The 22,049-nt window shown below is 72.2% G+C and carries 22 protein-coding genes; 12 read left to right on the top strand and 10 right to left on the bottom strand.

Translation table 11 applies throughout. From position 1 onward, the window contains the following. Window positions 1-1,308 precede the first annotated feature (1,308 nt). The 5 genes from O1Q96_RS02450 to O1Q96_RS02430 all read left to right on the top strand — a co-directional run bounded on the left by O1Q96_RS02450 (window position 1,309) and on the right by O1Q96_RS02430 (window position 6,302). Window positions 1,309-2,046, top strand: coding sequence for a Crp/Fnr family transcriptional regulator (locus tag O1Q96_RS02450; protein WP_269246639.1), 738 nt, complete (start codon window positions 1,309-1,311; stop codon window positions 2,044-2,046). A 124-nt stretch (window positions 2,047-2,170) separates the two neighbouring features. Next, window positions 2,171-2,689, top strand: coding sequence for a hypothetical protein (locus tag O1Q96_RS02445; protein ID WP_269246638.1), 519 nt, complete (start codon window positions 2,171-2,173; stop codon window positions 2,687-2,689). A gap of 356 nt (window positions 2,690-3,045) precedes the next feature. Further along, window positions 3,046-3,960: an SCO2400 family protein gene (locus O1Q96_RS02440; protein WP_269246637.1), complete on the top strand. Its 915-nt coding sequence runs from the start codon at window positions 3,046-3,048 to the stop codon at window positions 3,958-3,960. Window positions 3,961-4,121: 161 nt separating this feature from the next. Then, window positions 4,122-5,408: a PP2C family protein-serine/threonine phosphatase gene (locus O1Q96_RS02435; protein ID WP_269246636.1), complete on the top strand. Its 1,287-nt coding sequence runs from the start codon at window positions 4,122-4,124 to the stop codon at window positions 5,406-5,408. A gap of 276 nt (window positions 5,409-5,684) precedes the next feature. Then, the gene (locus O1Q96_RS02430; RefSeq protein ID WP_269246635.1) at window positions 5,685-6,302 is read left to right on the top strand and encodes a hypothetical protein; all 618 of its coding nucleotides are present in this window, start codon (window positions 5,685-5,687) and stop codon (window positions 6,300-6,302) included. A 39-nt stretch (window positions 6,303-6,341) separates the two neighbouring features. On the opposite strand, the gene O1Q96_RS02425 is transcribed toward O1Q96_RS02430, so the two are convergent. Then, a complete protein-coding gene (locus tag O1Q96_RS02425) occupies window positions 6,342-6,749 on the bottom strand; it encodes a DUF5994 family protein (protein ID WP_269246634.1) in 408 nt (135 codons plus the stop codon). A 603-nt stretch (window positions 6,750-7,352) separates the two neighbouring features. Between O1Q96_RS02425 and O1Q96_RS02420 the strand changes: the two genes are divergently transcribed. The 3 genes from O1Q96_RS02420 to O1Q96_RS02410 all read left to right on the top strand — a co-directional run bounded on the left by O1Q96_RS02420 (window position 7,353) and on the right by O1Q96_RS02410 (window position 9,358). After that, on the top strand, window positions 7,353-7,736 hold the full coding sequence (locus tag O1Q96_RS02420) for an STAS domain-containing protein (RefSeq protein WP_269246633.1): 384 nt from the start codon (window positions 7,353-7,355) through the stop codon (window positions 7,734-7,736). A 78-nt stretch (window positions 7,737-7,814) separates the two neighbouring features. Further along, the gene (locus O1Q96_RS02415) at window positions 7,815-8,585 is read left to right on the top strand and encodes an ANTAR domain-containing protein (protein WP_269246632.1); all 771 of its coding nucleotides are present in this window, start codon (window positions 7,815-7,817) and stop codon (window positions 8,583-8,585) included. Further along, window positions 8,582-9,358, top strand: a complete 777-nt coding sequence (locus O1Q96_RS02410) for a GAF and ANTAR domain-containing protein (protein WP_269246631.1) — start codon at window positions 8,582-8,584, stop codon at window positions 9,356-9,358. Before O1Q96_RS02415 ends, O1Q96_RS02410 begins: the two co-directional genes overlap by 4 nt. A 13-nt stretch (window positions 9,359-9,371) precedes the next feature. Here the strand turns inward: O1Q96_RS02410 and O1Q96_RS02405 are convergent, their stop codons facing one another. From O1Q96_RS02405 to O1Q96_RS02395, 3 genes are all read right to left on the bottom strand, one after another. Continuing rightward, entirely contained in the window at window positions 9,372-11,003 is a 1,632-nt protein-coding gene (locus tag O1Q96_RS02405; RefSeq protein ID WP_269246630.1) for a serine/threonine protein kinase, read from the bottom strand. 194 nt (window positions 11,004-11,197) lie between these two features. Beyond that, the gene (locus O1Q96_RS02400; RefSeq protein ID WP_269246629.1) at window positions 11,198-12,229 is read right to left on the bottom strand and encodes a hemolysin family protein; all 1,032 of its coding nucleotides are present in this window, start codon (window positions 12,227-12,229) and stop codon (window positions 11,198-11,200) included. After that, complete coding sequence (locus tag O1Q96_RS02395; protein WP_269246628.1) at window positions 12,226-13,575, bottom strand: hemolysin family protein; 1,350 nt, start codon at window positions 13,573-13,575, stop codon at window positions 12,226-12,228. Before O1Q96_RS02395 ends, O1Q96_RS02400 begins: the two co-directional genes overlap by 4 nt. 303 nt (window positions 13,576-13,878) lie before the next feature. Between O1Q96_RS02395 and O1Q96_RS02390 the strand changes: the two genes are divergently transcribed. Both O1Q96_RS02390 and O1Q96_RS02385 read left to right on the top strand, forming a co-directional pair. After that, window positions 13,879-14,424: a hypothetical protein gene (locus tag O1Q96_RS02390; protein ID WP_269246627.1), complete on the top strand. Its 546-nt coding sequence runs from the start codon at window positions 13,879-13,881 to the stop codon at window positions 14,422-14,424. A gap of 55 nt (window positions 14,425-14,479) precedes the next feature. Further along, entirely contained in the window at window positions 14,480-15,424 is a 945-nt protein-coding gene (locus tag O1Q96_RS02385) for a sporulation protein (RefSeq protein WP_269246626.1), read from the top strand. Window positions 15,425-15,456: 32 nt separating this feature from the next. On the opposite strand, the gene O1Q96_RS02380 is transcribed toward O1Q96_RS02385, so the two are convergent. Continuing rightward, window positions 15,457-15,840: a BlaI/MecI/CopY family transcriptional regulator gene (locus O1Q96_RS02380; RefSeq protein ID WP_269246625.1), complete on the bottom strand. Its 384-nt coding sequence runs from the start codon at window positions 15,838-15,840 to the stop codon at window positions 15,457-15,459. Between the two features lie 79 nt (window positions 15,841-15,919). Here O1Q96_RS02380 and O1Q96_RS02375 point away from each other — a divergent pair, with 79 nt between their 5' ends. Further along, window positions 15,920-16,495 (top strand): TerD family protein, encoded by a 576-nt coding sequence (locus O1Q96_RS02375; protein ID WP_217454268.1) that lies wholly within the window; start codon window positions 15,920-15,922, stop codon window positions 16,493-16,495. Between the two features lie 30 nt (window positions 16,496-16,525). Next, entirely contained in the window at window positions 16,526-16,741 is a 216-nt protein-coding gene (locus tag O1Q96_RS02370) for a twin-arginine translocase TatA/TatE family subunit (protein ID WP_269246624.1), read from the top strand. 185 nt (window positions 16,742-16,926) lie between these two features. Here O1Q96_RS02370 and O1Q96_RS02365 read toward each other — a convergent pair whose 3' ends face one another. The 5 genes from O1Q96_RS02365 to O1Q96_RS02345 all read right to left on the bottom strand — a co-directional run bounded on the left by O1Q96_RS02365 (window position 16,927) and on the right by O1Q96_RS02345 (window position 22,029). Then, on the bottom strand, window positions 16,927-17,319 hold the full coding sequence (locus O1Q96_RS02365; protein ID WP_269246623.1) for an SCO5389 family protein: 393 nt from the start codon (window positions 17,317-17,319) through the stop codon (window positions 16,927-16,929). A gap of 159 nt (window positions 17,320-17,478) precedes the next feature. Continuing rightward, a complete protein-coding gene (locus O1Q96_RS02360) occupies window positions 17,479-18,438 on the bottom strand; it encodes an ATP-binding protein (protein WP_269246622.1) in 960 nt (319 codons plus the stop codon). Between the two features lie 284 nt (window positions 18,439-18,722). Beyond that, window positions 18,723-19,961 carry a cation:proton antiporter gene (locus tag O1Q96_RS02355; RefSeq protein WP_269246621.1) on the bottom strand — a complete coding sequence of 413 codons (1,239 nt, stop codon included), beginning with the start codon at window positions 19,959-19,961 and terminating at the stop codon, window positions 18,723-18,725. Window positions 19,962-19,964: 3 nt separating this feature from the next. After that, window positions 19,965-20,450: a cation:proton antiporter regulatory subunit gene (locus O1Q96_RS02350; RefSeq protein ID WP_269246620.1), complete on the bottom strand. Its 486-nt coding sequence runs from the start codon at window positions 20,448-20,450 to the stop codon at window positions 19,965-19,967. 160 nt (window positions 20,451-20,610) lie between these two features. Further along, window positions 20,611-22,029: a flotillin family protein gene (locus O1Q96_RS02345; RefSeq protein WP_269246619.1), complete on the bottom strand. Its 1,419-nt coding sequence runs from the start codon at window positions 22,027-22,029 to the stop codon at window positions 20,611-20,613. Window positions 22,030-22,049: the final 20 nt, after the last annotated feature.

Genomic DNA, 22,049 nt, shown 5'->3' with positions numbered 1-22,049 from the left:
CGGTGGTACCCCTGCCGCGCAGGGGTACGAGTTCGGCCGGTCGGACCCTCTTATGCAGGAGCCTTGCGAACAGCTGAACAGGTTAAGCGCTTCATCGACATATGGTCAGCGAATAATCTGCACACAGGACATGCGGAAACCTTTTGTTCCGGCTACCGAGAACATCGACGCGACTAACCAACGCAAGAAAGCCACGGCTTTTTCACCTTGTTGATTCCCCCGGTTTTCCGGCGCCCACACTTCACCGGTCACTCGAAAACCGATTCGCCCGTCGAACCGGCACACACGGGGTCGGCCCGGCCCCGCACACCCGGCACCGCCGACCCGAGAATCGGAACCACGCAGGAAGGAGGCCGGAAAGGCGCCGCGGGCGCCCCGCGGAGGGGCCGGACCCGGCAGCGGGGTCCGCTCCGGACGGTTGCCCCGTGCGAGTGATGTTCGACCCAACCACAAGCCTGCCGCGCCGGGAGGAAGTAGAAAGCTACGTGAGGCGCATCACGGGGGGCGAGCTCACCGACCGGCCTTACCCATAGAACCGGTGAGGCAAAATCCTTCCCGGCGGGGTATCACCGGTAGCTCGCCTCCTGTCGATGGTGTTTACTAGTGAGCGGTCTGAGCCTTGGCGGGTCCAGGCCCTTTCAGGGAGGCCCCGCGGATGGTTACCGCGGGGCCTCCCGCATCTTCCCGTACATCTTCCGGCAATGCATTCGGAAGACAATCCACCAGTTGCCGGTGCAACGAATTCTGGATTTGCTCGCGATATCCGGCGGCGAATTTCCTTAATCCGCGCCTTTCGATCGATGGAAATCCTGTTCCGCTTCCGTGCGCCACTCGCACGGCCTTCGCCACAGTTGATCTTGGGGCCTTCGGGCATGAAGAAGCCCCGCCCCCAGGGATTTGCAGCAACCCTTCTCGAGGGGTTTTACCGACGCGCCGAGGAGAGCCTCCAGAGGCTGTGTGCGCCAAGTGGGCGAGGGCGGTACGGTTCTGCTTGCAACGTCCTTGGAAGCCTCAGTCGCCCGGTCTCACCAGCCGGTCGCGCCATGTGGTGGAGAGGGCACTGGACCCGCCAACTCCTGTTCCTCGAACCGAAGGAGCTCAGACCCTCATGGCAACCGCCGTCGAGCGCGGCGTAGTTGTGCCGACCGCCCGGCCCGCCCCGGCATCGGACGACTCTGCCCCTCAGCGACCCGCTGTCCGCCCCTCACCCTGTGTGACCCCGGCCCTTCCCGCCGCCGACGCCCGAACCCGGGAGCCCGGAGGCGGGCCCACACCCGTGCCCACGTCCCGGCCGCGGGGGTGAGGACCGTGGCGTCCCCGTCCCCCGACACCCAGGTCTTCAACACCATCGAGGTACTGCACGGCCGCCAGCCCATGCCGCGGGGCAGCTTCCTCGACCACCTCCCGGCCGCCAAGTGGGCGCTGTTCGTGGCGATATGGGGCTCCGACGCCCGTACGTACCTCAAGGGCGAGGAACTTCCGCTGCGCCCGAAGGACACGAACATGTACATCGTGCTCGGCGGATGCGTCGTCCAGGAGCGGTTCCCCTTCGGCACGAAGATCGCCCGGTTCCGTGGGGTCGGGCAGGTCCTCGGCGAGGCCAAGCTGATAGAGCCGCGTTCGTCGGTACGGACGGTGTGCCTCGCCACCACCTGGGTGCTGCCCTGCGACACCCGGCGCGTGAACCTGCTGCTCGCCCAGGACCACGAGGCGGAGCGGGCCCTGCTGCGCAGCCTCGAGGACCGCAACCGGAGCGACGAGAGGATCTACGCCACCACGAACCGGTCACCACTGGCTCGGGTGAGCGCCCTGCTCCACCACCTCGCCACGATCGCCGGCACCAGGGACCCCGCCGACCCCTCCGGGCCCACGACGATCGTCGGTCCGCGCCAGCGGGATCTCGCGGAGGCGCTGCTGCTCGGCCAGTCCACCGTCGAGAGCGCCGTCGCCACCCTGCGGCAGAAACAGCTCGTCGACAGCAGGTACCGCCAGTTCGTCGTCAGCGACCTGGCCGCACTCAGGGCCCTGGTCACGTCCCAGTCCTGACGGCGGGACGCGACCAGGGTCCACGGCAGCACACGGGCCACACCCCACACGTCTTTCACCCGGGCACGGCACGGCTCTCCCACGACCGGCCGGGTCCCGGTTCCGAGAACGGAAAACCACATACATGTCCCCCTTGACGACGTCGCTCGCGCAGCAGGTCAACACGGTCTGGACGTCATGGCAGGTGATCGTCTCCGGGCTGGTCGGGGCCACCCTGGTGGTCCTCGCCATCCTGACCTACCGCCTGTCCAAGCGCGTCGCCGAACGCAACCGCCGCCATCACGCGGACGATCCCGACCTCGACCGGCTCGCGGGGTACCTCGACGAAACCCTCAAGGTCGCCTGCCGGTTCGCGCAGCACCCCGCCACCGAGCTCGACTTCGAGCCGCTGCGCGAGCAGCGTCATCTGCTGGAGAGCGACGACCGCGGCCGGCCGCTCCACGACGAGTTGGAGGAGGTCGTACGGCGTATCGACTTCTACGTCGAGAAGGCACTGCCGGCGTTCGAGGAGACGGCGATCCCCGACGGCTGGAAGGCCACGACGCTGCTGACGCGTGCCATGCAGCAGCAACAGGCCCTCGCCCAGCTCAAGTCGGCCGTCAAGGCGGCCCAGCAGGAGATCCACAGCCTGCGCAGCCGCTGAGCGCCGTCGTCACCATGTTCTGCCGTCCGGGCCCGGACGGCAGTGCCCGGACGCCGGCGGCCGGGGCCTGTCCTCCGGGCCCGGTGGTCGGCGGCCGGGGCGGGGCCTCCGCTCCGGCCGTTCCCCCGGCTGCCGCGGCGGGGTTCCGGGCGGGGCTCCGGGCGGGGCGGGGGCGCGATGTCCGGATGCGCACGGCATGCGCGTGAGCCCACGGCTGAATCCGTGCAGGAGCGTCACACAGGCTGCACACAGTGGCTCGAAAGCCTCGTTAGCGTTGCTGGCCGTTCGACCCCACGTACGACCGTGACCAGGCAGCGGCCCGGCGGGTCGACGACTGTCAACTCAGGAAGACGCTGATGGACTACTGCTCCTCGTGTCGTCGGCATCTCAACGGCGCTCTCGTGTGTCCCGGGTGCGGTGCCTACGCCCCGGACATCGCCCCCGGCACCGCCCATGCCACCGTCGGCCGCCCCACCGTCCAGCCCCGGGTCACCATGGCCGCCGGCAGCGCGGCGGCGGATGCCGTCGCGGCGTGGCAGCCCGCCGCCTCCGTCCCGTGGCAGGACGGCCGTCCCCATGAGGGGGCGACAGCCGGGCCGGACTCCGACGACGCCCCCGAGGCGGACCCGTACGGCGGCTTCGAGGGTGCGACGCCCGCGCCGCAGGGACGGGCGGCACGACGCCGCCAGCGCATCCGCTGGAAGAAGAACCAGCGCCGGGCCGTGGTCGCGACCGCCGTCGCGCTCGTCGGAGGCGGTCTGAGCTTCGCCGCGCTGGACCGGCACTCACCCGACCACGCGGAGGCGGCCACGGCGCCGGAGGCCCCCGGCCCGGGCTCCGCGGCGGAAGAGGCCACGCAGTACACCCGCCCGACGGCGGCACGGCCCGACGCCCGCCGGTCCTCGTCCGCTCCCGCCACGCAGTCGCCCGCGAAGGACCGGCCGCACCGGCGGACCGCCGCCGACCCGGCCTCCCTCACCCCGGAGGGCGCCCGCTCGGACGCCGTCCCGTCCGCGCCCACGACGCCGGCGTCCGACGCACGGTCGCGGACCTCGTCCCCGCCCTCCGACGACACGGCCGGCAGCGCCGCGCAGCAGCCCTCCGCGCCCGCCACCGACGGCACGGACGGGACAGGCGGAAACAGCGGTACGGGCGGGACGAGCGGCTCGGGCGGCACGGGCGGCACGGACTCGGGCGCCGCGCAGGCGAGCCCCGCGCCGACGGCGACCTCGCCGTCACAGCTCTGCCTGCTCGTGGTGTGCATCGGCTGACGGGAGCGGTGCGCCCGGTACATGGGCGGTACGACCGGTACGCGGGCGGTGATCCGCCCACCGTGCCCGCCGTCGACCACCGGACGGCCGTCGTCCGGCCCGTGAACGTGTCCGGCAGCGCCGGGTCGCACGGGCCCCGGTGACGGAGTAGACATGGTGGCATGAGCGAGAGTGATGCGCCTGGTGGGAGAGCGAGCCCGGGCATCGGGAACGCCATCGACTTCGCGGAGGTCTTCCAGGCGCTGCCCAGCCCCGTGCTGCTCCTCGCCCCCGACCTGACGATGGTCTGCGCGAACCGGGCCTACTCGAAGGTCACCGGGCGTCCCGCCGAGGACCTCGTCGGCCGCTTCCTGTTCGACGTGTTTCCCGACAGCCCCACCGACGGGGCCACCGGCGCCCGGACCCTGCGGGCGTCGCTGGAGCGGGTGCTGGCCACCGGCGAGCGGGACACCATGGCCCTGCAGAAGTACGACGTGGAGGTGCCCGGCAGGCCGGGCGTGTTCGAGGACCGCTACTGGAGCCCGGTCAACATCCCGGTCCTCGACGCCGACGGCCGGGTGTCGCTCCTCGTTCACCGCGTCGAGGAGGTCACGGCCCTGGTCCACGCCCGGCAGGCCGCCACGAAAGCACCGGGAGGCACGCTCAGCCGCGAGGACGCCATGACCGCCGACCTGCTCACCCGCTCCCAGGAACTGCAGGAACTCAACGAGCGGTTGCGCGAGGCCCACGCCCGGTCGCACGAGGTCGCCGTCACCCTGCAACGGGCGATGCTGCCCGGCGCCACGCTGCCGCCGCGCTCCTTCGCCGCCGTGCGCTACCGGCCGGCGGCCAGTTTCCTGAACGTCTGCGGCGACTGGTACGACCTGATCGACCTGGACACCGACCGGCTGGCCGCCGCGGTCGGGGACGTCGTCGGGCACGGCCTGGAGGCGGCCGGTGTCATGGGGCAGCTGCGCGGCGCCCTCAGTACCGCGATCCGCGCCACCGGCCGGCCCGCCGCCGCGCTCACGACGCTCGCCCAGCACGCGCACACCGTCGAGGGTGCGCTCGCCACGACCGCCGTCCAGGCCGTCATCGACCGGGCCGGGCACACCGTCACCTACAGCTGCGCCGGTCATCCGCCGCCGCTCGTCGCGCACACCGACGGGACCGTCGAGGCCCTCGGCGCGGCCACCGACCCGCCGCTGGGGGCGGGCGACGACGACGCGCCCAGATGCCAGGCGACCGTCGAGTACGCGCCCGGCGCCACGCTCGTCCTCTACACCGACGGGCTGATCGAACGCCGCGGCGAGGACATCGACCAGGGACTTCGCCGCCTGGGCGACAGCCTCAGGCGCCATCACACCCTCGACCCCGAGCCCCTCGCCGACGCCGTCCTGGCCGACCTGCTCCCGGCCTCGAGAAGCGGCCCGGACGACGACACGGCACTCGTGGTGATCCGGCTGTAGCGAGCCCCGGCAACCTCGTACCCGTTCCACGGTGCGGCGGTCGCCACCGGCGGCGGCCGCACAGCGCCCTGGTTCGCGACGACCTCGCTCGCCAACTCCCCGCAGGACCTCGGCTGTCGGGCGGCGCCGCTCCGCACTCGCGTGAGCGTACCGACGACGCACTCCCCACGTGGTGGAACGTCATGCGGCTGATGCCGACGCCCCGTTTACCCCGGCGGCTCCGGCTGTGATGATGTTGGTCCGGGGATACCCGTCCCACGGCCGGGGGAGGCCCGTATGGCAGAGGTGTACTTGCGCAGGCTGTCCCGGTGGCAGGCCGAGCAACAGCGGGACGAGATCGCGGACGTGCACGTCACCGCGTACCGGGGCGTGGCGGGGGAGGAATACCGTGACCGCCAGAGCTTTCTGCACCGGTTCGAGCAGCATGTGCAGCACACCGGCTTCGACATGGTGGTCGCCGACACGGCGGGGCTGGTCGGCTGCACCTACGGGTTCCGGGCGCCCCGTACCGGCGAGTGGTGGTCGGACTTCCACGGGGGGCTGCCCGCGGACATCGAGGAACTCACCGCCTCGGGCCGTGCCTTCCTGCTCGCCGAGCTGATGGTGCTGCCCGCCCACCGTCGCCTCGGCGTCGCCACGCGCATGGTCGAGTTGCTGCTGACGCGGCTCGACGCCGATCTGGTGGTCGCGGTCTCCAGCCGCTCCGGCGACGACGGCGACAGTGACAGCGGCGGCCCGGGGGGCGCGGTGGAGGCGGCCTTCCGTGCCTGGGGGTGGTCGAGGCTCGGGGTCCTCGGTCCTCGCGCCGTCTCGGACATCGGTTCCGGTACCGGCACGGGCCCCGGCCCGTACGCGGTGGCGCACGAGGCCTGGATCCGCAGGCCCCCGCAGTGAACCGGCGGCGCCCGACGGCCCCCGTGCGAGCGGGGCGGACTACGCGGTGGCCACCGGCGCCGACGCGGCCGCCATCAGCGGCTCCGCGTCCACCGCGTCGATCTCCGGAGGAACGACCAGCAGGTCCCAGCGGCCCCGGCCGGGGCCGAGCAGGCGGATGGTGTGCCTGCTGTGCGTCACCGAGGACCGGTTCAGGCGTACGACGTGATTGGCCACGAGCATCCGGCCGGGCGACGTCGACCACATCGCCGTGTCCACGGTGACGCCGTCGATCTGACCCCACGTACGGGGCAACGCGCCGATCAGCAGCGGAAGTTCGGACAGCAGGTCGCGCGAGTGGGGCCACCACGCCCCGTCGATACGCCGCGGCACGGTGCTGTGCGGGGCCAGACGCAGACGAACGAAGGGCTGGGAAGCCGGAGGTCCGAGGTCCGGGACGGTGGTCATGGGGCGCTCCTGTCTGGGGGCACGCGTGGGTTGTGCCGGTGGCTCGCCCGCGATGGGCCGCGGAACGGAACGGCTTGCTTCTCCGGCGGCTCGCGCGGGCAGGATCTCGTGCCGCTTCTGGCGCGCGTGCGGAACCGGCGGAACGTGAACGGTTTCGGCCCTCAGGGGGGCGGGCCCTGCCACAGGCACTGAACGGCCCGGCGTCGGCATGCGCCAAGGACGAGACCGGCTTGATCACCGGTGTACGACATGCCCTCGGTTCCCCCACCGTACCTCGGCCGGTGGGCAAGGAGACTTCCGTGGCCACCGGCCTGCGAGGCCGCGGTCCACGTCAACCTCCTCGTGGATCTCGCGGCTTCGGCTCCGGACCGTCCGGATCCGGTCACTCACCAGCAGAGTCGGAACGATTCGAGCACCCCTCTCCGCGGATACCGGGACGGCACGGCGGGCGGACCTTCACTGCACTAGGCTCGCCGTACGGCAGCCCGTGCCCCCGGCCCTCTCCGTGAAGTCCCTTTCCGCGCAACAGAGGCCCTGCGCAGGTCGAACCACCGGAGAGCCCCCCCCCGTGGCGCTGCTCCACAGCCGGAGGAGATGGGGCGCATGGGCCCGTATCCAAGCCTGTTCGACGAATGCCGTGTGGTCCGGGCACGCGGTGAGCTGGACCTGACGACCACCCCGGGCCTCGTCCGGGACCTGGAGGACGTCCGCCGCGGCTCCGGGCAAACCTTCCTCATCGTCGATCTGAGCGGCGTGACGTTCATGGACGGCAGCGTCCTGGACCCGCTGTGCGCGGCCTGGGACGAGTGCCGCAGGCGGCGCGGGTGGGCGCGGGTCGTCTACGTCCGCCCCTGCGTAGGTCTGCTGTTCCGGGCCGGCGCCGTCACCGAGCGGTTCCCCCGGTATGCGAGTGTCCAGGACGCCTGGCGGGGTCTGCTCGCCGATGGCCGGGAACAATGGGACACCGCGGCGGACCAACCCGCGTAGGGTGACAACGCAAGCTGGTCGGCGCCTCTCCCCGGGGCCCCGGCCGCGGCGGAACGGAATCCGGTGATCAGCGACGGCATGGCCGACGTGCTCCGGTCGCTACGCCAGGGCAGGCGCGGCGATCCGGCCCGGGAGTGTGCGCAGGCACTGGGTGCCGAGGGAGTCGCGCTGTCGCTGCTCGTGGGCTTCGGCCGGGCGCCGGAGCCGCTCTGGGGCCATCCCGAGGTGAGCGCGCGTTTCGAGGAACTCCAGTTCACGCTGGGCGAGGGCCCGGGCCCGGACGCGGTGCACACCGGGACACCCGTCCTGGAGCCGGACCTGGAGTGCGTACGGCCCGACCGGTGGCCCGTACTGCTGCCGTCCGCCCGGGAGTTGGGTGTGCACGGGGTCTGCTGCTTCCCGCTGGGCATCGGCGCCATCCGGGTGGGCGTACTGACCGTGCTCTGCGACGCACAACGCACCATGACCGAGCAGCAGTGCGTGGACGCCACGGCCCTGGCCGCCGCGCTGACCGGCACGTTCCTGAACCGGGACGGGCCCGGGAACCCGGGCTCGGACGGGAACGGCGGCGCGGCAGCCGACTGGTTCCTGGAGCGGTCGGCGGGACTGCATCGCGCGTCGGTGCACCAGGCGACGGGAATGATCAGCGTCCAGCTCGGTGTGCCCGTGGCGGAGGCCCTCCTGAGGCTGCGGGCCCACGCCTACAGCAGCGAGCGCCCCCTCAGCGAGGTCGCGGACGACGTGGTCGCCCGCAGGCTCCGTTTCAACGACAACGACAACGACGCCTCCGACGGCGGCTTCGACGGCGACATGAACGGGCCGTACTCGCCCGAAGGTGGAAAGGGATGATCGGCATGGCCCGCGAACAACGTCTGGCCGAGATCTTCGTAGAGGTCGCGGACTCCCTCGTCGAGGATTTCGACGTGATCGACCTGCTGCAACGGCTGTCCACCCGCTGTGTCGAGCTGCTGGACGTCTCGGCGGCCGGGATCCTGCTCGTGGACGCGCACGGCGAACTGCAGATCATCGCCGCGTCCGACGAACACACACACCTGCTGGAGCTGTTCGCGCTCCAGCACGACCAGGGCCCGTGCGTGGAGTGCTACCACACCGGAGCGGCCCGTACGAACATCGACCTCACGCACCAGGAGGCGGCGAGCTGGCCGCGGTTCGCCGCACGGGCCCGCGAGACGGGGTACGTCACCACGCACGCGCTTCCGCTGCGCCTGCGCAACCGGGTCGTCGGCGCGCTCAACCTCTTCCAGACCACGCCGCACCACCTCGGCGACGCCGACATCGCGCTCGCCCAGGCCCTCGCGGACGTGGCGACCATCGCCATCCTCCAGCAGCGCACGCTGGAGCAGTCGCATGTCGAGAACAGCCAGTTGGCGACCGCGCTGACCAGCCGCATCCTGGTCGAACAGGTCAAGGGGGTGCTGGCCGAGCGCTGGAACTCCTCCGTGGACGAGGCCTTCGCCGTGTTCCGCGCCTACGCGCGAGCCCATCGGTTGCGCCTCGTGGACCTCGCCGCGCGGATCATCGCGGGCGACTTCGACACCGCGGACATCCCTGCACCGGCACCGGCACCGGCACCGGCCGCGTCGGAGGAGCGCTCCGACTGACGGGTGACGACCGTCAGCCGACGCGGAAGCCCGCCTTGGCCGTGTCGAAGACCGGCCGGTACGTGTCCCACTGGGCTTCCGGTGCCGAGAGGTAGATGTCGTACTCCGTGCCGCCCTCCTCGCCGAAGCCGAAGTCGATGGCACGGAAGGCCCGGACCCGCCCCTGGAAGGTGAACTCCCACACCGCCGCGGGCTTCCCCCGGAACGTGGTGCGCAGCATGCGCAGGTTCAGGTACGTGTCGTAGTTGCGCTTGGTGTTCGCCTCGATGTTCTCGAAGTGGGTCACGGGGTTCTCGCCCGCCGGGTTCACGGTGCCGATGGTGAGCTCGGCCAGGCCCGACTCGTCGGTGTAGGTGATCTGCTCGGCGCTCGCCCTCTTGTCGAGGCGCTTCCAGCCGTCCGGGACGGGAAAGGAGACGCCCAGCGCCTTCTCCCTGACCAGATGGAAACCCTCGGGCACGGCAGGCAGGCCATCGTCGGGCGCGGGGGACGAGGTCGGCGTCGCGGTGCTCCGCGTCCCGCGGCCGTCGCCGCCCGACACCGCGTAGAGCCCGCCCGCCACCGCGGCGGCGGCCAGCGTCACGGCCACCGCGCTCCGGACGAGCGTGCGCCGCCTGCGGCCGCCGTCTCCGCCGTCGGCGGGGCGGGGGCCGGCGGCCGAAGGGGCGGGCCCCGAGACGGAAGGGGCGGGCCTCGTGGTGGAAGGGGCGGGCGCCGGCCCTGCATCGGGGAGTGTGCCGCCCGCCTCGGTCGTCGGGCTCGTCACCGTCCTCGGCGCGGCCGACGCCCACGCGGACTCCCTCGTGGCGCCCGGCGCCGCGTCCGGTGCCCGGGACGCCACGACCCGCAGCGCCCGCTCGGTCTCCTCCACCGACGGACGCTCTTGCGGGTCCTTCGCCAGCAGCATCTCGATGAGGGGTTCGAGCGGCCCGGCCTGCTTCATCGGGGCGAGCGGGTCGACGGCGATGGCGTACGCGGTCTCCATCGCCGTGTCCTTGCGGAACGGGGGCCGCCCCTCGACGGCCTGGTAGAGCGTCGCCCCCAGGGCCCAGAGGTCCGCGGCGGGGCCCGGCTTCTGTCCCCTCATCCGCTCGGGCGCGATGTAGTCGATCGACCCGATGATCTCGCCGGTCCTGGTCAGCGTCGAGGTACCGGTCGCCATGGCGATGCCGAAGTCGGTGAGCACCACGCGGCCGCCCGCGTCCAGCAGGACGTTGCCGGGCTTCACGTCGCGGTGCAGGACCCCTGCCGCGTGCGCCGCCCGCAGTGCGGCGATCATGCCGAGGCCGACCCGGGCCGCCTCCTCGGGAGGGACCGCGCCACCGCCCTTGAGCACCGCGTCGAGCGTGGTGCCGTGGACGTACTCCATGACGATGCAGGGCAGTCCCTCGTCGTCCACGACGTCATGGACGACGACCACGTTCGGGTGGGCGATGCGGGCGGCGCTGCGGGCCTCACGGCGGGTGCGTTCGTGGACGGTGGCGACATCGTCGTCGGTCAGGTGGTGCTGGACGTGCAGACGCTTGAGTGCGATCTCGCGGCTGAGGACCTCGTCCTCGGCACGCCACACGGTGCCCATGCCACCGCGGCCGATCCGCTCGATCAACCGGTACCGGCCGGCGATCAACCGCCCCTCGTCCGACACTGCGCGCCCTTCGCCGACCCTCTACGACGTATCCGTGTTCGGCGAACGTCCCGTTCGACCCTGGTCGACACGATAGTCGCAGGGGCCGCCGGGCACTGAGGCGGATGCCGTGCCGCCCGCCGCTCCCGCCGGGGCGGACGCGGCGACGGCGTCCTCCGGGCCCGGCGCCGCTCCTCCGGTGCCGGGCCCGCCGGTCAGACTCCCGCCGGGGACGGTCCGACCAGCTCCGACAGGACGTCCTCCATGGTCACGAAGCCGAGGACCTTGCCCGCCTCGCCGGTGACCGCCGCGAGGTGACTGCCCGTGGCCCGCAGCGCGGTGAGGGTGTCGTCCAGCGGGGTGTCGATGCGGACGCGGGTCACCGGGTGCAGGGCCGCCCGCGGGAAGGGACGGTCACGGTCGGTGACGCCGAGGGTGTCCTTGATGTGGAGGTAGCCGAGCAGCGTGCCGTCCCCGCCGGTCACGGGGAACCGGGAGAAGCCGGCCTCGGCGGCCGCGCGCTCCAGCCGCGCCGGGGTCACGGTGTCGTCGACCGTGCGCATCCGCGGGGCCGGGACGAGGATCTCGCCGACCGGGCGGGTGCCCAGCTCCAGGGCGTCGCGCAGCCGCTCGCCGTCGGCGGCCGTCAGGAGACCGGCCTCGCTGGAGTCGACGACCATCCGGGCGAGCTGGTCGTCCGTGAAGGCCGACTCCACCTCGTCCCTGGCCTCGACGCGCAGCAGCTTCAGCAGGGCGTTGGCGAAGGCGTTGATCCCGAAGACGACCGGCTTCAGCGCGCGGGTGAGGGCCACCAGCGCCGGGCCGAGCAGCAGGGCGGCCGGTACCGGCGCGGCGAGTGCCAGGTTCTTCGGGACCATCTCGCCGATCAGCATGTGCAGGTACGTCGCCACGGTGAGCGCGATCACGAAGGCGATCGGGTGCACCAGCCCGTCCGGGACGTGCGCCGCCTCGAAGGCGGGCTCCAGCAGATGTGCGATGGCCGGCTCGGCCACCGCGCCCAGCACCAACGACGAGACGGTGATGCCGAGTTGGGCGGTCGCCATCATCGCCGAGATGTGCCGCAGGCCCCACAGGGTCATCCGGGCCCGCTTGTTGCCCTCCTGGGCCAGCGGCTCGATCTGGCTGCGGCGCACGGAGATCAGGGCGAACTCCGCGCCGACGAAGAACGCGTTGGTCAGCAGGGTCAGCGCGCCGATGGCCAGCTGGACAGTGGTGGACGTGCTCATCGGGACTCCCGCACGCTCGGGCCGGCCGGCACTGCGGACGGCTCGTCGGACGGTTCGGTGATGCGGACGCGGTCGGCCCGGTGGTGCTCCACGTCGAGGACGTCCAGCCGCCAGCCGTCGAGGTCGAGGACATCGCCCTCGGCCGGGATGCGGGCGAGCCGGGTGGCGACCAGGCCGGCGACCGTCTCGTAGGGCCCGTCCGGCGCGCGCAGGCCTATCCCGGCCAGCTCGTCGATCCGTACACCGCCGTCCGCCTCCCAGACCGCGCGGCCGTCCGGCGAGGCGGGGGCGGGCAGCAGGTCGGGCACCTCGACGGGGTCGTGCTCGTCGCGGACCTCGCCGACGACCTCCTCGACGATGTCCTCCACGGTGGCCACTCCGGCCGTACCGCCGTACTCGTCGATGACGACGGCCATCGTGCGGGCCGTCCGCATGCGTTCGAGCAGGCGGTCGGCGGGCAGGCTGTCGGGCACCAGCAGCGGTGCCGTGGCCAGCTCGGTGACGGGGGTCACGGCCCGCCTGCCGGGATCCAGTGCCAGTACGTCACGGATGTGGACCGTGCCGACGACCTCGTCCAGGCTGTCGCGGTAGACCGGGAAGCGGGACAGGCCGGTGGCGTGCGTGAGGTTGGCGGCGTCGGCGGCCGTGGCGTGTGCCTCCAGTGCCCGTACGTCGACGCGCGGCGTCATCACGTTCTGGGCGGTCAGCTCGCTCAGGTGCAGCGTACGGACGAACAGCTCGGCGGAGTCCGGCTCCAGCGCGCCCTGGGCGGCCGAGTGCTGGGCCAGTGCGACCAGTTCCTCCGGGCCGCGTGCGGAGGCCAGCTCCTCGGCGGGCTCCAGGCCGAAGCGGCGTACGAAACGGTTCGCGGTGTTGTTGAGGTGCCGGATGAACGGGCCGAACGCCGCCGTGAAGCCGCGTTGCGGTCCCGCGACGACCTTCGCGACGGCGAGCGGGCGCGAGATCGCCCAGTTCTTCGGCACCAGCTCGCCGACCACCATCAGGACGACGGTGGAGACCACCACACCGAGGACGGTCGCCACCGTCGAGGACGCGCCGCCCAGGCCCGCCGCCTCCAGGGGCCCCTTGAGGAGCACGGCCAGCGACGGCTCGGCGAGCATGCCGATCACCAGGGAGGTGACGGTGATGCCCAGCTGGGCACCGGACAGCTGGAAGGTCAGTTTCCGTACGGCCTTCAGTGCGCCGTCGGCGCCCCGCTCGCCCGCCTCGGCGGCCCGCTCCAGGTCACCGCGCTCGACGGTGGTCAGGGAGAACTCGGCCGCGACGAACACCGCGCAGGCGAGTGTCAGCGACAGGGCGAGCAGAAGCAGCAGGATCTCCGTCACCGTGCCACCCCCGCTCCCGAACGCATGCGTCCCGGGCCGAAGACGGCACGGCTGGTACTGGGAGGTTCACCCATGGTGTTTCCGCTGCTCCTTTGGTCGTACTCACACGCTGGTCGTACCCACACGCCGCACCCAGTGTAAAGGAATCGCAAAGTGGCGAGTGGGGAGTGGGGGAACAGCAGGAGCGGGGGAACAGCGGGAGCGGGGGTGCGACTCACGGCACGGCGGTCCACGCCCGGCCGGCCCGTGGCGGGCCCCTGGAATCAAGTGTCGTCGTGGACGGCCGGTCCCTACGGTGGGTCCGTGCACCAGAACCCGGGACGTGTCCGACGCGGCCGACGCGCCCGTGGGCCGGTACGCACGCCCGCCCGCCCCGAGCGCCCCGCCCGGGCACGGCCGGGCGTCGCGGACACGACGGCCGCCGGGGCCGGGGTCGTACTGGAGGGCGCCGACGTCGTGGTCGCGGGGCACCTCTCCGCCAAGCGCAAGGACTTCGCCGCGCTCATGGACACGGCGGAGGCCGACCTGACGGCGCGCGGTGCCCGGGTGGTGGGGCGGGTCGTGCAGCGCCGGGGCGTCTCGGACGGCGGGGTGCGGAAGATGCACCTGCCGTACTCCTCGCGCACGCTGATGAGTTACGGGAAGGTCCGCGAACTGGCCGCGCTGTGCGAGCGTTCCGGGGCGGACGCGGTGGTCTTCCTGAATGTCCTGACGGAGCGTCAACACCTTGTCCTGACCAGGCTTTTGGGATGTCCGGCCGTGAGCCTGACCGAGGCTCCGCCGTCCGCGGCCGCCGACACCGGCCCGCACCCTGGGGCACCGGATTCCGGGACGACGGGCCGCCCTTAACCTTCTACATGTACGTAGAGCAAGACCCACCCGCACAGAAGGAGTGGACCCCTCAATGGTGTTCAGAAGGCTGCTCGGATCACTCGGCGTGGGCGGCCCCACGGTGGACACGGTCCTGGGTCCGGGCCCCGCCCTGCCCGGCGGCACACTGTCGGGCGAGGTCCGGCTCAGGGGCGGCGACGCGGACTTCGACATCGAGCACCTCACGCTCGAACTGGTCGCGGGCGCCGAGGCCGAACACGCGGACGGGGAGAGCGAGAACACGGTCGTCTTCGACCGGTTCACCGTCGGCGGCCCCCTCCGCCTCGCCGAGGGCGAGGAGCGGACCGTGCCGTTCACCGTCACGCTCCCCTGGGAGACCCCGGTCACCGAGCTGTACGGGCAGGAGCTGGGCATCGTCCTCGGCCTGCGCACGGAGCTGTCGGTGGCGGGCGCGAAGGACAAGGGCGACCTGGACCGGCTGCGCGTGACCCCGCGGCCCGTGCAGGAGGCGATCCTGGAGGCCTTCGGGCAACTCGGCTTCGGCTTCCGGTCGGCCGACCTGGAACTGGGCCGGATCGGCGGCACCGGTCAGCAACTCCCCTTCTACCAGGAGCTCGAACTCACCCCGTCGCCCGCCTACGCGCAGGCGGTCGCCGAGATCGAGCTGACCTTCCTCGCCGCCCCCGCCGGCATGGAGGTGGTCCTGGAGGCGGACAAGCGCGGCGGCCTCTCCTCCTCCGGCCACGACGCGCTCGCACGGTTCGCCGTCTCCCACGAAGGGGTCGGGCACCAGGACTGGAACACCGTGGTCGACGGCTGGGTCCGGCAACTGGTCGAGCACCGGGAGTCGTACGGTCCCGACGCCGCGTACGGGCACGACCGGCACGGGCGGTCGGTCCCCGGCGCCGGCACGGCGGTCGCCATGGGCGCGGCGGGGCTCGCCGCGGGTGTCGCCGGCGGCCTGCTGGCGGCCGAAATCGTGGACGAGGCGGGCGACTTCCTCGAAGGGCAGGAGTAGGAGAGGAGCGGGAGACGAGTGAGGAGCCGGACTCAGCTCTCCGTCTCGGGGCGGTACAGCAGTTCGCGCAGCAGCCGTTCGTCGTCCGGCTCCAGGGACGTCACGAAGCTGGCGAGCACGGCCTCCCGGTCCCGCGCGCCGTCCAGCACCTTGCGCATCCGGCGCGCGGCGAGGCCCGCCTCGTCCGAGGCCGGGGTCCAGGCGAAGGACCGGCCCTCCCGCTCCCGGGTCACCGCGCCCTTGTCCAGCAGCCGGGTCAGGATCGTGATCACCGTCGTGTAGGCGAGGTCGCCGCCGAGCCGCTCCTGCACCCAGCCCGCGGTGGCGGGGCCGTCCGCCGCGCGCAGGGCCGACAGGACCTGAGCCTCCAGCTCGCCCTGTCCCCGCCGCGGGGGACGCTGTCGCCGGTCCGTCATGTCCTGTCTCCTTCCTTATTTTCTACAGTGCTGTAGATTCTGCACCACGACGTACGTCCGTACCAACAAGGAGATCAGCGTGGGAGTTTCCCTGTCCAAAGGCGGCAATGTCTCGCTCAGCAAGGAGGCGCCGGGCCTGACCGCCGTACTGGTCGGCCTCGGCTGGGACGTGCGGACCACGACGGGCACCGACTACGACCTCGACGCCTCCGCGCTGCTGGTCGACGAGTCGGGCAAGGTCCTCTCCGACCAGCACTTCATCTTCTACAACAACCTGAAGAGCCCGGACGGTTCGGTCGAGCACACGGGTGACAACCTCACCGGTGAGGGCGAGGGCGACGACGAGTCCGTCAAGGTGAACCTGGCCACCGTGCCCGCCGAGGTCGCGAAGATCGTCTTCCCGGTCTCCATCCACGACGCCGAGAGCCGCGGCCAGAGCTTCGGCCAGGTGCGGGGCGCGTTCATCCGGGTCGTCAACCAGGCCGGTGGCGCCGAGATCGCCCGCTACGACCTGTCCGAGGACGCCGCCACCGAGACCGCCATGGTCTTCGGCGAGCTGTACCGCCACGGTGCCGAGTGGAAGTTCCGCGCGGTGGGCCAGGGTTACGCGTCCGGCCTGGCGGGCATCGCGTCCGACTTCGGCGTCGGCGTCTGACGAGCGCCGGACCCGGAGGGCAGGAACCGCATGTTCGGGCTGAGTGAACTCGCCGTCGTCCTCGTCGTCGTCATCGTCGTCCTGGCCGTGAAGAAGGGCCCGGAGCTGGCCCGTTCCGCCGGCAGGTCGGCCCGCGTCCTCAAGTCCGAGGCCCGGGTGGCGCAGGAGACCGAGAGGGCCGCGCGGCACGGCGGGAGCCGGGAGAGCGCGGAGAGCGGGCACGAGGGGCCGACGGCCCCCGGGTGATCCGGGGCGAGACGGTCGCCCGGTCCGGCCCCGCGCGGACCGACCCGGCCCGGCCCGCCGCGGAACCCGCAGCCGACCGGGGCCCCGCCGCCGGGCCGCGCGACAGAACCCGGTCGGCGGCGCCCCGGCGGCGGGCCCGCACCCGCGTCGGCAGTAGCGTCGGCCAGGTGCGTCGGACAGGTGCGTCAGCAGTCGCGGAACCCCGGTGACTGGTTGAGGATCTGCGAGCGCGGCGAGGTGAAACGGCGGTGGGTCTCGCCGCCGCGGGCCTCGGGGTGGAAGGCCGCGACGCGGTGGCAGTTCTGGAAGGCGAGGGCGACGCCGAAGTGCCGTTCCAGGCTGCCCCGGATCGCGTCGCTGGACAGGGCGCGCAGCAACTGCCCGCGCTCCCTCTCCGAGGGCGGCGGCGTCCGGTTGTCGGCGAACTCCGCGCTGCCCGCGAGCAGTTCGTCGGCCAGGCGGGCCACCAGGTCGTAGGCGTACGGCAGGGACGTGCGGACGGTTTCCACGAAGTCCTCCTCCCGCACCTTGCCCTGCTCGGCTTCGGCGAGCAGCTGCGGGGAGACGTCGAGCGACATGAGCGTGTCCTGTCCTTGGGTCGGGCGGGGGGAATCCCCCCCCCGGTCGGGCCGGGGCGTGTCCGCCGGACCGGGGGAGGCGAGGCGTCGCGGCTCGGGCGCGGGCTCGGGCGCGGGCTCGGGCGCTGGGGCGGCCCGGGCTCACGTGCGGGCGCGGACTCAGACCTGGGCCGTCAGAGCCGCGGGGCCGTGGCGGAAGTCCGGGTCCACCTGGGCCGCGAGGTCCAGGCCCGTCGCCCGGTCGGCCCACGCGGTGGCGTTGCGCAGGTGGAACTCGACCGCGTGCCGCTGGAAGGCGTCCCAGTCCTTCGTACGGGCATCGACCGCGTCCTTCAGCAGACGCAGCGTGTGGCTGTTGTGGGGCTCCAACTCGCCCTGGTTGCGCCCCTGTTCACGGGCGCGCACCCACGAGGAGTGCTCGCAGTACGCCAGGAGGTCCTCACCGACGTGCTCCTTGAGGAACAGCAGGTCGTCCTCGCCGGCGACCTTGTTGCCGACGACGGCGACCGGGATGCCGAACTCGGCCGCGTGGTCGCGGTACTGGCGGTAGACCGAGACGCCCTTGCGGGTCGGTTCGGCGACCAGGAACGTCAGGTCGAAGCGCGTGAACAGACCGGAGGCGAAGGCGTCGGCGCCGGCCGTCATGTCGACGACGACGTACTCGCCGGGGCCGTCCACCAGGTGGTTGAGATACAGCTCCACCGCGCCGAGCTTGGAGTGGTAGCAGGCCACGCCGAGGTCGCTCTCGTCGAAGGCGCCGGTCACCATCAGGGGTACGCCGTCCACCGGGCGCACATGGCGGCTGTGGATCTCGTCGTCGCCGAGCGGGCGCAGCAGCCGGGAGCCGCGGCCCGGCGGGGTGGTCTTGATCATGGCGTCGCGGGAGGCGATGCGCGGGTTGGTGCCGCGGAGGAAGTCCTTGATGTCTCCGGTGTGCGAACTCAGCGGCGGGGCACCGAAGTTCTCGTCCTCGTCGAGCCCGAGGGCGTACGCGAGGTGCTGGTTGATGTCACCGTCGATGGCGACGACCGGGGCGCCGGAGCGCGCCAGGTGACGGGAGAAGAGGGCGGACAGGGTGGTCTTGCCGCTGCCGCCCTTACCCACGAATGCGACGCGCATGGGGCCGCCCCCTACGCTTCACTGATGAAAACGAATGTCATGTGGGTAGAGTTACTGGGGAGGTCGGGCCGCTGTCAAATTGCGGTGGTACGGGGGTGGGGGTGCGGGTTTGCCGTGCGGGTGCGGGCCGTTCGTGGCTGGTCGCGCAGTTCCCCCGCGCCTCTTCGGATGGTTCCTCACGGCCGCCGTGAAGGCGAAAACCGGGGCGCAGCCCCGCTATCAGGGGCGCGGGGAACCGCGCGACCGACCCCCACCGGCCCGCACCCGACGGACCGCCCGGACGCCTACTTCTCCAGCGGAGCGTCAGGGCTCGGGACCAGGTCCCGGTCCGGCGCCGTCTCGGCCCTCACGGCGGCGGACCCCCGCGACCGGCCGGTCAGACGCATCGCCACCGGCTCCGTGAAGCGCGCGGTGAGCGGGCCGACGATCACCAGGATGAGGACGTACGCCGTGGCCAGCGGGCCGAGCCTGGGCTCGATGCCGGAGGTGACGGCCAGCCCGGCGATGACGATGGAGAACTCGCCCCGCGCCACCAGCGTGCCCCCCGCCCGCCAGCGGCCCTTCGCGGAGATCCCGGCACGCTTGGCGGCCCAGTACCCGGTGGCGATCTTCGTGCCGGCGGTGACGACGGCCAGGGCCAGCGCGGGCAGCAGCACGGGCGGAATGCTCGCCGGGTCGGTGTGCAGCCCGAAGAACACGAAGAACACGGCGGCGAACAGGTCGCGCAGCGGGGAGAGCAGCCCGTGCGCACCCTCGGCCACCTCGCCCGAGAGCGCGATGCCGACGAGGAAGGCCCCCACGGCCGCGGACACCTGGAGCTGCTGCGCCACACCGGCGACCAGCAGGGTCAGGCCCAGCACCACCAGCAGCAGCTTCTCGGGGTCGTCGCTGGAGACGAAACGGGAGATGTGACGGCCGTAGCGCACCGCGACGACGAGGACGAGTCCCGCGACACCGAGCGCGATGGCCAGCGTGGCACTGCCCGCCGCCAGACCGGCGCCGGCCAGCAGGGCGGTGATGATCGGCAGATAGACCGCCATGGAGAGGTCCTCGAGGACCAGGATGCTCAGGATCACCGGCGTCTCGCGGTTGCCGAGCCGGCCGAGGTCGCCGAGGACCTTGGCGATGACACCGGAGGAGGAGATCCACGTGACTCCGGCGAGGACGACGGCGGCCACCGGACCCCAGCCGAGCAGCAGCGCCATCGCCGCACCCGGCAGGGCGTTCAGGGCGGCGTCCACCAGACCTGCCGGGTACTGCGTCTTGAGGTTGGAGACCAGGTCGGTCGCCGTGTACTCCAGGCCGAGCATGAGCAGCAGCAGGATGACGCCGATCTCGGCGCCGATCGCGACGAACTCCTCGCTGGTGCCCAGCGGCAGCAGTCCGCCCTCACCGAAGGCCAGTCCGGCGAGCAGATAGAGCGGTATCGGGGAGAACTGGAAGCGTCCGGCGAACCGGCCGAGCAGTCCGAGACCGAGGATGATGGCGCCGAACTCGATCAAGAAGACCGCGGACGAGTGCACGTGTCACTCCCTTCCGAGTATGGTCGCGGCCGACTCCACGCCCTCGCGGGTGCCGATCACGATCAGGGTGTCCCCGCCGGCCAGCCGGAAGTCCGGCGTCGGCGAGGGGATGGCCTCGGCCCGGCGCAGTACGGCGACGATCGACACACCGGTCTCGGTACGCATACAGGTCTCACCCAGCAGCCGCCCGTTCCAGTGCGAGACCGACGACAGCTCGATCCGCTCGGCGACCAGTCCCAGCTCGGTCGTGGACAGCAGGCTGGGGCTGTGGTGGGCGGGCATCAGCGCGTCGATCAGCGCATCGGACTCTCCCGCGGACAGCCGTACGGAGAGCGCGCAGGCGTCCGGATCGTCCTTGCGGTACGCGCTGAGGGTGCGGCCGCCGTCCCGGTGCGCCACCACGGAGATGCGGCGCTGTTCGCGGGTGGTCAGGTCGTAGCGCACACCGATGCCCGGCAACGGTGTACTGCTGAGGCGTGGTGTGCCCATGACGGGTCCCCTGTCCGGTGTCGTTGCAAGGTGTGCGTTCACCCTACGGGGGCCCGCGCAGCGGGTTCGGCCGCGGCCCGGTGGGGGTCGGTCACGGCCCCCACACACCCGCGGACGACACCCGGCCGTACCTCAGCCGTACCGTCGGCCCGACGGTCCGTCAGTCCGTGACTTCGACCTTCCCGTTGACCTCGACCGCGGCAGCGGCCTGCTTCGGCGCCGTGACGCTCTTGAGCAGCTCGGCAAGATCGACGCCCGTCGTCGAGCTGAGCAGCTCGACACCCTGGGCGACGTTGTCCGCGACCGTCCGGGACAACTGGCTCGCCCCGTCCGTCGATATCACCGTCATCTTGTCGATCGCGCTGAGCGGCTCGGACGCCTTGGCGACGACCTGCGGCAGCACCTCGACCAGCATCTGGATCACGGCCGCGTCGCCGTACTGGGAGAACGCGTCGGCCTTCTTGCGCATGGCCTCCGCCTCGGCGGCCCCCTTCGCACCGATCGCGGCGGCCTCGGCCTCACCCTCGATGCGTACGGCGTCGGCGAGCGCGGCGCGGTGCGCCTTCTCGCCCTCACCGGTCAGCCGGGAGCGCTGCGCGTCCGCCTCGGCCTCCTTGACCTGGGCGATGCGCCGGGCCTCGGCCTCCTGCTCGGCCTGGTAGCGGGCGGCGTCGGCGGGCTTGCGGACCTTGGTGTCCAGCTCGCGGTCGGTCAGCGCGGCCTGCCGCTGGGCGACCTTCTCCTGCTCGGCGAGGACCTCCTGCGACCGGGCGGCCTCGGCGAGCGGACCCGCTGCGGCGGCACGGGCCGCGGCCTCGTCCGTCTCGGCCTTGATCTCCGCCGTCTTGAGGGCGAAGGTCCGCTGGGCGATCGCGATCTCCTCCTCGGCCTTCAGCCGGGCCTGCTCGGCGGCACGCCGGGCCACCGCCTCGGCGATGTCCGCCTCCTGCTTGGCGCGGGCGGCCTCGGGGCGGCCGAGGTCCTCCAGGTAGGAGCCCTCGGTGGTGATGTCCTGGATCTGGAAGGCGTCGAGCACCAGGCCCTGCCCGGACAGGCTCGCCTCGGCCTCCTCCGCGACCTGCCCGGCGAACGCGGCACGGTCCCGGATGATGTCCTCCACCGACATGCGGCCCACGATGGAGCGCAGGGCGCCGGAGAGCACTTCCTGGGTGAAGCCGACGATGCCGTCCTGCTGCATCAGGAAGCGCTGGGCGGCGGCGCGGATGGAGTCCTCGGTGCCGCCGACCTTGACGATGGCGACGCCTTCGAGGTTCGCCTTGACGCCGCGCAGCGTGACCGCGCCGCGCACCGAGATCGGGATGTGCCGCGACGACAGGTCGAGGGTGAACTTCTGCTGGACGAACGGCACGACGAAGACACCGCCGCCGACCACGACCTTCTGGCCGCTGTTGTCGGTGAACACCCGGCCGGTCTCCGGGTCGGTGGACTTCTTGCCGCGCCGCCCGGTGACGATGAACGCCTGGCTGGGGCCGGCCACCTTGTAGCGGGTGACGACGACGAGTGCGAGCAGGACGAGGAGTACGACGACTCCCACGACCGCGACGAGAACTGGACTCATGGTGAATTCCCCCCTGCCAC

This window comes from Streptomyces aurantiacus (assembly GCF_027107535.1).
Taxonomy (GTDB): domain Bacteria; phylum Actinomycetota; class Actinomycetes; order Streptomycetales; family Streptomycetaceae; genus Streptomyces.
The sequence above is the reverse complement of the archived record's forward strand: the minus strand, read 5'-3'. Positions and strand labels throughout refer to the sequence as shown.

What these genes read in the sequence shown, in the direction of transcription:
- O1Q96_RS02345 (WP_269246619.1), bottom strand. Translation starts at nt 22,029, where the DNA reads ATGAGTCCAGTTCTCGTCGCGGTCGTGGGAGTCGTCGTACTCCTCGTC.
- O1Q96_RS02410 (WP_269246631.1), top strand. Translation starts at nt 8,582, where the DNA reads ATGATCGGCATGGCCCGCGAACAACGTCTGGCCGAGATCTTCGTAGAG.
- O1Q96_RS02435 (WP_269246636.1), top strand. Translation starts at nt 4,122, where the DNA reads ATGAGCGAGAGTGATGCGCCTGGTGGGAGAGCGAGCCCGGGCATCGGG.
- O1Q96_RS02385 (WP_269246626.1), top strand. Translation starts at nt 14,480, where the DNA reads ATGGTGTTCAGAAGGCTGCTCGGATCACTCGGCGTGGGCGGCCCCACG.
- O1Q96_RS02415 (WP_269246632.1), top strand. Translation starts at nt 7,815, where the DNA reads ATGGCCGACGTGCTCCGGTCGCTACGCCAGGGCAGGCGCGGCGATCCG.
- O1Q96_RS02425 (WP_269246634.1), bottom strand. Translation starts at nt 6,749, where the DNA reads ATGACCACCGTCCCGGACCTCGGACCTCCGGCTTCCCAGCCCTTCGTT.
- O1Q96_RS02370 (WP_269246624.1), top strand. Translation starts at nt 16,526, where the DNA reads ATGTTCGGGCTGAGTGAACTCGCCGTCGTCCTCGTCGTCGTCATCGTC.
- O1Q96_RS02440 (WP_269246637.1), top strand. Translation starts at nt 3,046, where the DNA reads ATGGACTACTGCTCCTCGTGTCGTCGGCATCTCAACGGCGCTCTCGTG.
- O1Q96_RS02360 (WP_269246622.1), bottom strand. Translation starts at nt 18,438, where the DNA reads ATGCGCGTCGCATTCGTGGGTAAGGGCGGCAGCGGCAAGACCACCCTG.
- O1Q96_RS02400 (WP_269246629.1), bottom strand. Translation starts at nt 12,229, where the DNA reads ATGAGCACGTCCACCACTGTCCAGCTGGCCATCGGCGCGCTGACCCTG.
- O1Q96_RS02420 (WP_269246633.1), top strand. Translation starts at nt 7,353, where the DNA reads ATGGGCCCGTATCCAAGCCTGTTCGACGAATGCCGTGTGGTCCGGGCA.
- O1Q96_RS02445 (WP_269246638.1), top strand. Translation starts at nt 2,171, where the DNA reads ATGTCCCCCTTGACGACGTCGCTCGCGCAGCAGGTCAACACGGTCTGG.
- O1Q96_RS02350 (WP_269246620.1), bottom strand. Translation starts at nt 20,450, where the DNA reads ATGGGCACACCACGCCTCAGCAGTACACCGTTGCCGGGCATCGGTGTG.
- O1Q96_RS02365 (WP_269246623.1), bottom strand. Translation starts at nt 17,319, where the DNA reads ATGTCGCTCGACGTCTCCCCGCAGCTGCTCGCCGAAGCCGAGCAGGGC.
- O1Q96_RS02380 (WP_269246625.1), bottom strand. Translation starts at nt 15,840, where the DNA reads ATGACGGACCGGCGACAGCGTCCCCCGCGGCGGGGACAGGGCGAGCTG.
- O1Q96_RS02430 (WP_269246635.1), top strand. Translation starts at nt 5,685, where the DNA reads ATGGCAGAGGTGTACTTGCGCAGGCTGTCCCGGTGGCAGGCCGAGCAA.